Raw genomic sequence first — 13418 nt, 5'->3', positions numbered from 1 at the left:
TCTTCGTCCCTCGCTCGTGACCCCGCTGCGCCGACCTGGTCCGAGCGGCTGCGCGAGCGAGGAAAGTTGCCCTACACAAGCACGTGGTCAGACGAAGTAGAACCGCGGGTGTGGATGCATCAGGAAAGCATGGTGCGAGATGTTCCACGCATACGCCCCCGCCATCGCGAAGATCACCCGGTCCCCGGCCCGCACCTCGGCGACCGGAATTCCCTGTGCCAGCAGGTCTTTCGGCGTACACAGCTGACCCGTCAACGAGATGGATCCGGTCGCCGAAGGTCGCGGCCAAGAATACGGCCACTCCGCCACCGGTACGACGACGAACGGCTGGTCATGCCCCTTCGTCGCAGGTGTCCGCAGGTGATGCGTACCGCCCCGGACCACGGCGAATGCCTCGCCCTGGCTGGTCTTCACGTCCAGCACCTCAGTCGCATAGAACCCGCAGTACGCCGTCATCGCGCGTCCCGGCTCGATCCGAAGCCGCAGCTCCGGTCGGCGATCGAGCAGCTTGCCCAAACCGTCGCCGAACTCTGCCCAATCGAACCGTGCCGTCGGGTCGGCGTAGTCGACCGCCATCCCGCCACCGACGTTCACCTCGTCGAACCGCAGCCCGTGCCGCGCAGCCAACGCGGCCGACCAGTTCACGATCTGCTCGGCCACCGCGAGGTGCTCGGCCGCACTCAGTCCGCTGCCGAGGTGCGCGTGGATCCCGCGCAGCCGGAGCTGCCGGCCGATCGGGCCGGCCAGCAACACCAACGCACTCGGCACCGCCGACGGATCCAGCCCGAACGGGCTCGGCCGCCCACCCATCGCCAGCGCGACCGACTGCAATGAGCCCTCGACCACCGGCACGTTGACCCGCAGCAGCACGTCGACATGCTGCTCAGGACCTAGTGCGGCCGCCAGTTGATAGAGCTCCTGCACGCTCTCCACGTGCCAGCGGTGCACCCCGGCCTCGACCGCCGCAGCGATCTCGGCCGGGGTCTTGCCCGGTCCTCCGAAGGCGAGCGGCGCACCGGGCGCCACCTGACGCACGTGTGCCAACTCGCCCGCACTGGACACCTCATAGCCGTCGACAGCGTCCCGCAGCGCCTCCAGTACGGCGGCCTCCGGATTCGCCTTGGCCGCGTAGTACAGCTCGACCGCCTCGGGCAGTGCAGCCCGGACCGCCGCAGCGTGGGCACGCAGCGCGCCCAGGTCGTACACGTAGGCAGGCAGTGCGTCAGCCGGCAGACCGGCAGCGAACTCGCGAACAGTCACCGCTCTGCCGCTGCCGCGAGCACCGACTCCGCAAGCGGCGACGGCAGCCGCACGTAACCGGCACTCCGGTCCGGCAGCCGGCCCCAACGCGTCAGCATGTTGGTCTTGGCAGGCAGCGGTACGCCGGCCAGCAGAGCGGCGAGCAGCGGCGGGCAGCCATTCGCCTCGGCGTGCTCCTCGATCACAGTCCGCACCTCGCCCCACAGGCGCCCCTCAAGCTCCGGGCTCAGGTCAGCGACCGCACCGAGCAGGTCAGAGACGTGATTGACGAGCAGGCAGTACACAACTCGGTCCCAGCCGCGCTGCGCGTCGTACGTCATCGGACCGGCGACATCCGCGGGCAGGCCCGCCAGGGTCTCGGTGTGCAGCTCGTCGACGAGCTTGGTGCCTTCCAGGTCGCGGAACAGCACCTGCACCGGCTGGTTGTTCGCGTCGACACCGATCAGCACGTTCTGCAGATGCGGCTCCAGCACGACGCCATGGTCGAGGTAGGCCGCCAGCACCGGCGGAACGAGCAGTCGCAGGTACGCCGCCCACCAGGACATGATCTCTGCGTCGTCAGCGCCCTCCAGCAGCAGCGAGATGTGCGCCGAGCTGGTCGCGTACTCATCAGCAACCGCAGCCGCCATCAACGGCGTCACCCCAGAACGCAGTACGTCGTTCAGCCCGGTCCGCACGATCAGCCCGAAGCCCTCGTACACCGACAGATCCGGAGTCCCGTCCGCACCCGGCAGAGCAAGCGTCCGGAACGCGGGCTCCCGCAGTACGGCGGCGTCGGGGAAGCGCGTCGCCAGGTCGGACAGGATCGGCGCGAGCAAACGGGTGAGCGCCACCGCACCGGTCATCTCGTACGCCGCGTTCTTGCGCAGGCAGTTGGTGATCCGGATGTTCAGGCTGAACTTGAGGAACGCATCCGGACCGGCCAGCGTGCGCACCGAGGACGTCGGCGTGAACGGCACCCCGCTGACACCGAGGTCGATCACGTCGCCACGCTCGACCGCCGCCTGGTACACCGGGTTGACCCGCAGCATCGAGAACTGCCACGGGTGTGCGGGCAGCAGCCGATAGCCCTCAGGAACCGCACCGAGGCCGTCGAGCAGCGCAGTGATCTCCGGGTCGAGGCTCTCCTCGGCGAGCAGCTCCGCACGCACGGCGAGGTGGCGCAGCTGGAACGCTGCTCGCGACTCCGGCCCGTACGCCGCCCAGTCGTCACGGTTCTCGGTCCGGGCCTTCGGTGCGGGGTGGAAGCGGTGCCCGAACAGCATCGCCTGCTCGGACTCGAGGAAACGGTCCGGACCGGCAGGCCGGGTCCGGTTCAGTCCACGGGTGACACCCTCGTGGCTCGACTCGATCTGCGGCAGGAACTCCTCGTTCTCGAAGCCGCTGCGCAGCGCGAGCTCACGCCGTACCAGGTCGGCCAGCTCACGCCAGGTCAGCTCGGACCAGAACGCGCCATGCTCCGCGAACACCGGGCCGCGGAACCGGTGTGCTCCGATCAACGCCGTACGGCGGAGCTCGACGCGCAGGAGCACGCCCGCGCGCGGCAATCGGAGCAGCAGCCAGCCGTCGTCGACAGCGCTCTGGTGCTCCGGAGCGGAGAGCTCGCGCAGCAGGCAGTTGAGCAGGGTGTGCGCGACCACATGGTCGGCACGCGGTACAGCGGTCGCAGCCGGGGGAAGGGACTGCATGACAGACATATGTGACTCCGAAGTCGTACGGGGACGAATGAGCAACGTGGCGGAAACGGCTGTGACCAAGGCGGCGGCGGTGCCGATCAGCACCGGTGCGGCTGCGCCGAACACACTGTTCGAGACAGCGGCGACGGCGCCGGCGGCGACCGCTCCGCCCTTGGAGAAGAATTCGACGGTACCGAACATCCGGCCGGGTGCGCGCCCTCTCGCCGCGTCCGCGGCCAGAATCGACAGACACACCAGACCGAGCGTCAACCCGATACCGAGCAGTACTCGCGCGACGACGAAACCAGGCAGGGTCCGGACCACTGCGTGCGCCGCCAGACCGAGGGCGACGAAGCCGAACCCGGCGGCGAGCCCACCGCGCGAGTGCTGAAGGAAACGTTTGTGACAGAGCCCTTTATGGGTGGCGCTGGCCAACACGAGATAACACAAGTGTGGCAACGCGAACAGGACCCCGGCAACTGCGCCTGAGGTATCAGGCATGCGCTTCTCGATCAGCGCGATCAGGTACGGGAACGAGATGATCGTGGCGAACACGAAACTGAACTCGAAGAAGTACAGCAGTCGCAATGTCCGTACCGGCGGCGGTGGTTGGGCCGGTTGTACCTCGTGCACCTCGACGATCGAGTGATCGGGTTCGGGCAGCAGCACCAGCAGTACGGCGGCCGCCAGCGGCAGCACGGCCATGATCAGGTACTGCCGATGCGGCGAGACCCACGGACTGAGTGAGCCGACCAGGATCGGTGCGACCACCAGCGCGGCGCGGGCACTGCCCTGCATCAGCGTGAGCGCCTTGGACAGCCGGTCGCCGGTCAGCGCCGCGGCGAGATAACCGTTGCTCGCGGCAAACGTTCCACCGAGGAAGCCCTGCAGGACGAGTGCGAGCGTGAAAGCCGGCAGGCTGTTCGCGAGGCCGGCCGCCAGGAACGCGATCGACAGGCCGAGCTGCGCCCGAAGGAGCAGCCGCTTCCGGCCGTAGCGATCGGCGAGCCGCCCCCAGAACGGTGCCCCGATCGCGCTGAAGACGGTCGGAACGACGTACAGGAGGCCGGCCAGGCGGCCGGTCGGATCGCCGAGGGACGGCAGGATCTCGGTCAGGTACGGCGGGAGTCCGAGGGCCGCGAATGAGGCGACGAAGTAGCAGCCCGCGATGGCGGGAACGTGCGCCCGGCTGAGACGCGGTCGTTGCTGGGTGACCGGGGGTGCTGTGGCGAGGACGGTCACCGCGCGAGCCGCAGATAGTTCGGGCCGGTTGTGTAGTGCTTGTTGATGTCGGCCGCGCCGGAGCGCTGTTTGCTCAGCAGGGTCCCCGCGGTGACCATCGCCTTGACCGGCAGCCGGTCCGCGTCCAGCAGGTCGGCTCGCAGCGCGGCGCCGACCGGGCCGAGCTGGTCAATGGCCTCGGTCAAGCGGGTGCGCAGAATGCCTAGCGAGTCGGCCAGCGGGATGGTGTCGGCGAGCGCGAAGGCCAGCGACGCCGTACAGAGGTGGCCGGTGATGGTGGTGAAGAGGTCGGTGAGGGCGCGATCGTCGTCGCTGAACATTCGCGGGTCGGTGAACTCCCCGCTGTCCGCACACCGCTGACGGTTGATGCGGAGACCGTCGTTGTCCTTGTAGAGCAGCCGGATCCGGGTCCGCCCGTCCACGCGGTCGAAGAGCACCGAGGTGTTCTGCTGATGGGATTCGAGCGCGATCCCGTAGCCGAACAAGGTGGTCTGCCAGTCCAGCAGCAGCGTGACGAACTCGTCGTACAGGTCGAGGATCTTGCCGTTGTAGAAGCGGTCGGCGAGGTGCTCGACGACCCGCCGGCCACTCGGAGCCTTTGCAGCGAAGGCGGCCAGCGGAACGGTCAGTACGTTGTCGAGACCGTCCGGGTAGCGGCGCAGCAGGACTGCGAACAGTTCGTGGCCGCTCTCGTAGTAGGTCTGCTCGTCCGCGTTCAGGATCGTTGTTGCGTAACGCGGTTCCTGCGCGATCACCTCGTGCATCAGCCGCTCCCCCGCCGCGCCGTCGACGAGCACCCCGGCCTTGATCGTCCGCCGGTTGCGGGCGCCCAGAGTTGCTGTTGCTATCGGCAACTTCAGGTGGAAGCGCGGGTCCTGGACGACGGCGACGGTCCGGGTCGACAGCGTCGGTACGACGTCGAGGTACGGGATCGGGCCGAGGACACCCTCGGTCACCTCCGTCAGCGGATGCACCGGCAGGACCGTGTGATCGGTGAGCTCGGGCAGGCCGATATCGGCGGTCGTCGGCCACCACTCCGGCCAGTCGGCCTTGGCCGGCCCCGGTACGGCGACCCAGCGGAGCTGGAAGGTCGGGTGGAACTCAGGGGTATAAGCGCGCACCTGGTCGGACGTGAACCCGATCCGCCCCCGCGCGGTCGGATAGACGGGATGATCCAGAAAGGCCGCCAGCGTGTCGAACGCGAGCGAGCTGCTGAGGCCCGTCCAGCCGGTCGGATCCGCGCCGTACCGCTGGGCGAGTCCGGCCAGCACCTCGGCCTGGACCTCGTCGTGCAGCTCCATCGTGACCAGCGTCTGCCGGCACTCATCCGCGAACGTGTCGTAGCCCCCGCGATCCTCGGCATCAGCGAGATCCCGCAGTACGGCGAGGATGTCGTCGAGGGCGGTCAGCTCCGTCCCGTCGACCGCGAGCAGCGGCCGGCGCGCGCCGTACTCAGCCTGGAAGCCGTCCACACCGACCGGCAGCGCGAGCACGCGGCCGCCGAGCGCCAGCTCGAGCCACGGCCCGTCGGCCCGCTCGACGAGCGTGCTGCGGGTGCGCAGTCCGAGCACATCCTCACGGATCAGAGTGGAGAGAACACGCAAGGTCAACGTTGTAGCTGCGCTCACGGCTCGATCGTCCAGACGCTCTCCGCGACGAACTCCACCGCGATCCGCTGCAGCGCCGCCTGGTCCGGGCCGATGCCCTGGATCACGCCGAGGTAGTCGCGGTTCGTCCGGTGGTACTCATGCGTGTCGCCGACCTCGCGGAAGGTCCGGTAGGACAGCGCGATGCCGTCAACCGTCCGGTCGAACGGCTCCGGCGCCGCGGTCAGCGTCCCGGCCCGGTCGGCACAGATGTAGAAGCTGTACGACGTCAGGTCGGTCCGCGCGCCGAGATCAGTCGGAAGCGGCTCCCCGAGGTACACCCGCAGCACGTGCTCGAAGTACGGAATCCCGAGGATCTCCACCAGCGCGAGGTCCAGCCGATCACCGATCGAGCGGTAGTTGACTTCGATCAGCCGAGCCCGGCCGTCCGCCTGTACGACGAACTCGGTGTGGCAGGCGCCGAACCCGATCCCGAGGGCCTCGATCTGGGCCAGCACCTGATCAGTGATTGACTGCGGATGCTTGACGAACTCCAGCGACAGCTCGATGAAGGCCGGCGGCTCGGAGATCGCCGTACGGAAGCCGCCGATCACCTGCCGGGTCGTGCCGTCGCCAAGCGTCTCGAGCGTGCGCAGGTCACCGGCCAGGAACTCCTCGACCAGCAGCACCGCACCGGACCGGCGCTCCTGCACCTCGGCGGCGAACTGAGTCAGACCGGCCAGATCCTCGACCAGCGCGACATCCTCACTCGCCACCCCCTCACGCGGCTTGACCACGCACGGGAACGGAATGTCGATCAGCGTCGCCGGATCCTGCCCCGGAGCCAGCTCAGCCGCCCAGACCCTGTCGAGCCCGGCCGCACTCAACCAGCGCCGAGCCTCCGCCTTGTTCTTGGCCCGGTACGTCGTCTGCCAGTCCTTGCCCGGAAGCCCCAAGTACTGGGCCGCGAGCGCGGTCTGCGTCTGCAGGTGATCGCTGTTGCTGAAGATCCCATCGGGCGTGTGGTGCCGGGAGATTTCGCCGATCACCTCACGGAAGTCCCGGACCGCGCACTCACGGATCTCCGGTGGCTGCGGAAAGTCCTTGTACGCCTGGCGATGCGCGTCGACCGAGTCGGTCAGCACGGTCACGTCGAGCCCGAGCCGCGCGGCCGCCGGCAGAAAACCTTCGGTGACGGAATCGGTCGGATTGAGAGCGAGCAGATACAGCCGCATACCGAACGAGTCCTCCTGAACTGGGCGAGTGACTCGATCTTCTTCGGTAAGCCTACCCTTAGTCAATCCAGAGCTGGCCGGAACAGAGAGAGGTCCGTCACGCCGTGCGCAAAGGCCGGGCCGAAACGGGTCACAGGGTCAGCCAGCCGCTGACGTTGTGCCAATGGTTGCCTTCAGCAAGATGCTCGGCGATGGCGCGTTCGAGGCGGGTACGGCGAGGTAGCTCCGCACCCGGCGGGAGGTCGAACACGAAGGTGACGACCTCCTCGTCGGCCTGGGAGACGACTGTCTCCGGGGTGAAGCGGCGCTGGAAGCGGAGGATGTTGGAGTCGTCGGGCAGGTAGTCGGCCAACTGCGGGTCGAGCAGCCAGGAGGTACAGATCGCGCGCTTGTACTCCTCGGCCGGGAAGTGCTGGGCGAAGAAGGGCCGGGCCGCGGCGAGCGACGCATCACAGGCGTCGGGAGTGAGCGGCCCGTCGCCAGGGATGTGGATGTCGAGCCCGGGCTCGCCGTGCCGGGCGATCCGGTCGAACTGGAGTCGGCCGAGGCGGTAGAGACTGCCTCGGAAATGTCGACTGAACCAGTACGGCCGGACAAGCTGCCCATCGCGGACCCGGGCTCCGAGCTGGCGCATCGTCGCCTGGGAGACCTCCGGCGGGACTCCACGGGCGGCGTGCCAGGCGAGGATGTCCGGCAGGATCGTCAGGTAGGCGTACAGCGGAAGCGAGCCGCTGTCCGGACGCCACGAGACGCTGCTGTCCAGCGTCCCGAGGTCGCGCCGCAGCCCGGCGACCGCCGCACCGAGTTCTTCCGCGTCCGGCGGCGACGCGAGAACCACCGCCTGTTCCGTCTCCGGAATACCGACCCAGCTCATCCGCTCAAGCATCAACCACGACCTTCAGATAGCCACCGCCCGCAGACACTGCCTTGACCGGCTGGTTGTTCAGCGTCACCTTCTGCACGCCGGGTGCGTAGATCCGCAGGGTAACCGGGGCCGGCGTCGCGACCGACCGGCGGATGTCGATCCGCACGGTGTCCCCGGCGTACTGGATCGCAGCGTTGTCCACCTTCCTGGATGCCTCGACGTACGTGCGGCCGTCGACGGCGACCGTTGTCCGCTGCAACAGGTCGACGCTCTGCACCGAGCTGGTCCGCTTGATCAACGCGAACCCCTCGTCGTACAGGAGGTCGTCCCGTCCCCCGGCGGCCAGGTCGACGCGCACGTGCCCATCGGTGATCCGCTTGACCGAGGCAACAGTCGGTGCGGTCTCCAGCAGGGTCGTGTACCGCGTCGCCGTCACCCCATCACGCCGAGCCAGGACGAACGGGATCGCCGTACCGGTGGATGCCGTCCCCGGCCCTGTCTCGTGCAGAACGGTCGTTGCCTCGGGCTCCAAAGCGGTCAGCTTCAGACCACTCGACCAGCTGCCGGTCCATCGACCATCGCCGGCATTGCCGACGGCAACGTTCTTGAGCAGGTGATAGCCGAAGTTCGTGTTCGCCGGATCAAGCACACAACACGGCGCGGGAGCCATCGGCACCGTCCCGATCGTCAGCGCGCCGGCACCATGCCAGGACTGGTCGAAGCGATGCGGTTTGGTGCCCTTGGCATCGAAGACGTCGAGCGTGTAGTCATCGGTCATCAGCACCGCGCGCTCCAGCTCGACATCACTCGACGCGGGCACACTGGCATACGCACCCTTGACCTCCGCGTCCGCGACCTGCAGCCGCGGCGTCGTACCGAAGTACTTCAACGTGCCGCGCAGGTTCCGGTCCTGGCTCGTGCCGTCCACCACGACGGTGTTGTGCGAGACCGTCTCCCGGTACCAGTTCTCGGTCAGGTCCGCGTTCGAGGCGCCGTACACCTGACCGAGGTCGGTCGACTGCAACCCACTCGCACCGACCACGTCCAGATGCAGCTTGTCGGCATGCCCGTGCGTCCCACCCGCGATGCCGTAGTCAAGCCGCAGGTAGTTCGCCTGGAACGCGTCGATCGCATGCTCGAAGCTCAGCACAGCCTGGAAGGCCGCTGAGGTTCGCACCTTGACCGTCTGGGTCGGCACCTCGGCCTGCACCCGGTGCTTTCCCGCCTTCGTCCCCAGTACGGCGCCGTCCTTGTCCAGGAATGTCAGCTCCACTATGCCGGCCCCACTCAGCGTCAGCGAGCCCACGTTGCCGCCTTGTACCGGGACCTCTCGCGTGCCGTGGACCAGCAACTGGTTCGACCACAGGTCGACCTGGTCGAACCACAGCATGCCGGTCCCCCGGTCACTTCCCAGACTCAACCGGACCGATCGGGTCGACGACGGCACGTCCGCGTCGACGTCGTACGCCGTCCAATCCGGGTCCCGCCGCACTGCCACACTCTTCGCCGACAACACCTTGCCGCGCCCATCGAGGAAGCTCATCGTCAAGCGCCCAGCCGTGGCCGCCGAGGTCTTTGCCATCGCCGACAACCGGATGGTCGGGGTCCGCCGACCGTCGAGCGGCACGTCCTGCCGCAACCCACGCGGGCCGGACAGGTCGGCAGCCACGCGAGCCGCGCGCTTCCCGTCCATCACCACATCGGTCACCCAGGAGGCCCCGTCCAGCTTCCAGTACGCCGGTACGCCGTTCGCTGTGGCCTCGTCCTCCAGCCCGGGATTCGGGGCCAGGTTGCGTCCGTTGTGCGACTGCAGCACGGCCTCGCCGAGACTGGCGAAGTTCGTGCTCCCGACCCGCAATCCGGAGCTCGGCGGGATGGTGTCGGCGCCGTACCGCAACGCCCATCGGTCCGTCCGCGGCACCTTCGCGTTCGTGTACGCGTAGTCGAGCGCGGCCGCGAACCGCGGATCGCCGTACTGGCCATAAGCGAACTCGGCGAACTGCGTGAAGCTGACCCCGAACCGCCGACCCCAGTTGCCGCCGTCACCGGCCGCCGGAACGGTCAGATCCGGATACAGATAAGGCAGCAGCACGGAGTACATCTGCTTGAAGCGCGGATCGCTGACGTAGTCGTGCTCACCGCGAGCTGCGATCGCCAAGCTGGTCAGCGCCTGCAACGCGTAGACGTGATAGCTGGCCGAGCCCTCCCACCACCAGCCGTCGTCCATCCGGGCCTTGCTCAGCAGGAACTCCAGCCCGTCCTCGGAGTCGTGCAGCGCATACTCCTTGTACGCCGCATCGTTGAGCGCGGCACCGATCCCGTAGATCCCGGCGTCGTTCCAGGCTTGGAAGTTCGAGGTGGACGTCGGCCACGAGATCATCAGGTCAGCGAGTGGGCGAAGCAGGTTCTGCTCGATGTCGACCCGCTCGGCCGGCGTCAACGCCTCATGGATCAGGTCGTACGCATCGATCAGCGCGATCGACGAGACGGCCTCGTCCAGCACCTGGTAATGCACCCGGCCGTAGAGCCCGTTCAACGGCACCGAGACGAACTGGTCGGCGTAGTACTGCAGGATGTCCCGCGCCTTCGCCGCGTACTGCGGACCGCCCGTCAGCTGATACGCGAGTCCCAGATCCGCCGCGCCCTGAGCCGCGTTGTTGTGCCAGGTCTCGATCCACGCGCTGTCATAGGGCTCGCCGGTGTAGACCTTCCCGTCGATCGGGCAGGTGTGTTCGGTCGGCTTGTCGTAGTCGAACCGCAGGCTGGTATTCGTGCCGGGACACTTGTAGTTGCCGGTCCACGCATTGTGGAACATCGTCTTGTCGAGGGGACGCGGCAACCAATTGTCCGCCTCGGTCTTCACCACCCTGGTGTAAGCGTCCTTCGCCCAGCCCTGGTGCGCGATCTTCTGCCGGAGCGCGTCGATTTCGCTTGCTGTGTTGAAGACCTGCGGCCGTTCACCACGGACTGCCGCCGTCGCCACGGTCATCTCGAGCCAGGCCGTCTGGGTCAGGTCCGGCGCGCCGGCTGGGCTCGCGAGCAGCTTGACCTCACGCGTCGTACCGGCCGCTTGTCCGTTGGGTACGGCAACAAACACCTGCACCTGAGCTGATTGACCAGGAGCCAGGGCGATCGTGTCGGTCTCGAGCCGGGCCGAGTACGGCGCCAACGCCGACTGATCGAGGCTGAGCCGGAAGGTGTCGGCAACCTCGCGCCGATTGGTGATCGTCGCGTAGTGCACGACTTCGGAGCCGGCGGCAACCGACTTGGCGACCGTGTCCGGCGACACCCACCCCGATTCGGTGCTCACACTCACGTTGTCGATCCACGCCGTACCGGTCGCGTTCGTGACCGCGGGAATCACCTGGATCCGCTGGGTCTTCGCGGGCAACCGCATTGTCCCGGAGATCCGCGACCAGCCACGAGTCCCGGTGATCACCCCGGCCACGATCGACGAACCTGTGTAGACGGTCTGCCCGTTCTCGACGTACGAGAAGCTGAGGCTGACGCGCAACCCACCCGGCACGTCGGTGAAGTCCGACGACAGCAGTTGATCCGTCTTCACGTCCGCTGCCACGGTGACCACCGGCCAGACGGCCTGGTCGACCTGTGTCGTGACGAACCCGCCGACCTTCTTCCCCGGCACGCCCTTCAGCCGCATCGCGCCCGCCTCAAGGTCATAGACCTGACTCAGGTACGGCGTACACCAGCCGGCGGCCGGGCAGTTCGGATCGCTCGTCGTGGTCTCGAAGCCCGGGTTCGCGGCTAGGTTGACCGGTGCACTCGCCGCGACCCGCAGGTCGTCGAACCGGACCGTGCCCACCGCGCGATCGAGCGCCACACTGACGAACGCCGAAACCGTCCCGGCCGGCACCGCGTACGTGGCGCTTTGCACAGTCCAGTCCTGGGTGCCCTGCAGCCGCACGCCCTGCCAGTTCTTCACGCCTGCCGCGTTCACGAACGCGATGTAGAGCTTGGCCGCATTGTCGGCCGACGGACCTTGAACGACACCGTCGAGCTTGACCCGGCCGGACACCGTCACCTTCGCAGTACGCCGAGCGTCGAGCCCGAAGGAGGCCGAGTTCGCACCCTCCCAGGCGGTACCGGTCGACGAGGTGACTTTCAGAGCACCGGAGTCCACCGTCGCGCGGCTCGATGCGGTCCAGCTGGAGATCCCACCCTCGAAGGAGGGATTCACCACCAGATTGCCGGGTCGCGTCGGTACGTCGTCCGGCGCGGCCTGCGCGGCGACCGGTTGGAGCACAGCCGCGATCAGAGCAACAGCCAACAGATAGGGCTTCATTGCTGAACCAGCTCTCGGGTCGCCGCACCGCAAGAGGCACGGATGACCAGCCGCGGACGCAGCTGGACCTGATGAATGGGGGCCGTCTCACCCTGGGTGAGGCGACGCAGCAACAGTTCGGCGGCGAGCGCTCCGACCTCGGCCTTCGGTGGTGACACCGCAGTGAGCGGCACCTCCCCCAGGTCGGCCACTTCGTCGTCATAGGCAACAATCGCCAGGTCGCCGGGGACCTCCAGTCCGAGCCGGCGGGCGTGCAGCACCAAGGCCGAAGCGTCCCGATCGCCCAGGCAGAACACCGCGCTGACCTCATTGGCCGCGCAGGTCCGGACGTACTCGGCGAGCTCCTCGGTGCTCCAGACCTCGCGACGCTGGTTGACCTCGGGGACCACCGGCAGACCGAACTCCGTGATCGCCGCGTCGAAGCCCGCCTGCACGGCATCCGCCGTACCGGTTCGAAGGCGTCCGAGGTGGCCGATCCGGCGATGGCCGAGCTCGGTCAGGTGCCGGACAGCGGCGTACGCACCGCCTTGATGGTTGGTGCAGACGTACGGCGTCGCGTCGTCCAAGGTGGGGTTCGGCGGCCGGCGCTCGATCAGCACGTACGGGACCGGGAGCTCCGGCAGGTCCTGGAAGAACAGGTCGGGGTCGTCCATCAGATGCAGGTTCGGGACCAGCAGCAGGCCGTCGACACCGGCTTGGAGCAACTGCCGGGTCTGCTCGGCCTCGACGTCGAGGTTGTATTCCGAGCTCGACAGGATCACCCGAACGCCGGCCGCACTGAGCACGCGCTCGATGCCCTCGATCACCTTCGGGTAGAAGTACGACGTCGACGGCACCAGCACGCCAACGAACCGGCGCTGCAGCCGGATGCCGGACGGCTGGGCGAGCACGTAGGTCCCGGACCCTTGCCGCCGCTGGACGATGTCGTCCTCGATCAGCAGGTCGACCGCCCGCCGGACGGTGTTGATCCCGACCCCCGCCGACCGGGCCAGCTCCGGCTCGGTCGGCAACCGGCCGCCGACCGTCCAGACCCCGGTCGAGATCTGCTCGCGCAACTGCTCGGCCAAGGCCCGGAACTTCATCCCGCGCGGGACATCGGCCAACCCCTGCTCGCTCGTCATACCGGACATCGTGAAAGCGAATTCAATCCTCGTCAAGGCGTGTATTAGGAATGAATCTTGAGCTATTGCGTGCAAATGTTGCAGCAAGCACGCTGAGCGGCACAGCAACGCTGGTTATTCATTCTCCCAA

7 protein-coding genes are annotated in these 13418 nt (G+C 67.7%); all 7 read right to left on the bottom strand.

What is annotated here, in order from left to right; genetic code table 11:
• Nucleotides 1-87: 87 nt before the first annotated feature.
• Entirely contained in the window at nucleotides 88-1260 is a 1173-nt protein-coding gene (locus tag OG474_RS28680) for a type III PLP-dependent enzyme (RefSeq protein WP_405056697.1), read from the bottom strand.
• Nucleotides 1257-4178, bottom strand: coding sequence for an MFS transporter (locus OG474_RS28675; RefSeq protein WP_405056696.1), 2922 nt, complete (start codon nucleotides 4176-4178; stop codon nucleotides 1257-1259). The genes OG474_RS28680 and OG474_RS28675 overlap by 4 nt, the downstream gene beginning before the upstream one ends.
• Entirely contained in the window at nucleotides 4175-5806 is a 1632-nt protein-coding gene (locus OG474_RS28670; protein WP_405056695.1) for an IucA/IucC family protein, read from the bottom strand. Before OG474_RS28670 ends, OG474_RS28675 begins: the two co-directional genes overlap by 4 nt.
• Complete coding sequence (locus tag OG474_RS28665) at nucleotides 5803-6999, bottom strand: acetyl-CoA carboxylase biotin carboxylase subunit family protein (protein ID WP_405056694.1); 1197 nt, start codon at nucleotides 6997-6999, stop codon at nucleotides 5803-5805. Before OG474_RS28665 ends, OG474_RS28670 begins: the two co-directional genes overlap by 4 nt.
• A 130-nt stretch (nucleotides 7000-7129) precedes the next feature.
• Nucleotides 7130-7885, bottom strand: a complete 756-nt coding sequence (locus tag OG474_RS28660) for an acyltransferase domain-containing protein (RefSeq protein WP_405056693.1) — start codon at nucleotides 7883-7885, stop codon at nucleotides 7130-7132.
• Complete coding sequence (locus OG474_RS28655; RefSeq protein WP_405056692.1) at nucleotides 7878-12167, bottom strand: heparinase II/III family protein; 4290 nt, start codon at nucleotides 12165-12167, stop codon at nucleotides 7878-7880. The genes OG474_RS28660 and OG474_RS28655 overlap by 8 nt, the downstream gene beginning before the upstream one ends.
• Complete coding sequence (locus tag OG474_RS28650) at nucleotides 12164-13288, bottom strand: LacI family DNA-binding transcriptional regulator (RefSeq protein ID WP_405056691.1); 1125 nt, start codon at nucleotides 13286-13288, stop codon at nucleotides 12164-12166. Before OG474_RS28650 ends, OG474_RS28655 begins: the two co-directional genes overlap by 4 nt.
• Nucleotides 13289-13418 lie beyond the last annotated feature (130 nt).

The sequence above is a fragment of the Kribbella sp. NBC_01505 genome, from assembly GCF_045040285.1.
Classification (GTDB): domain Bacteria; phylum Actinomycetota; class Actinomycetes; order Propionibacteriales; family Kribbellaceae; genus Kribbella.
The sequence above is the reverse complement of the archived record's forward strand: the minus strand, read 5'-3'. Positions and strand labels throughout refer to the sequence as shown.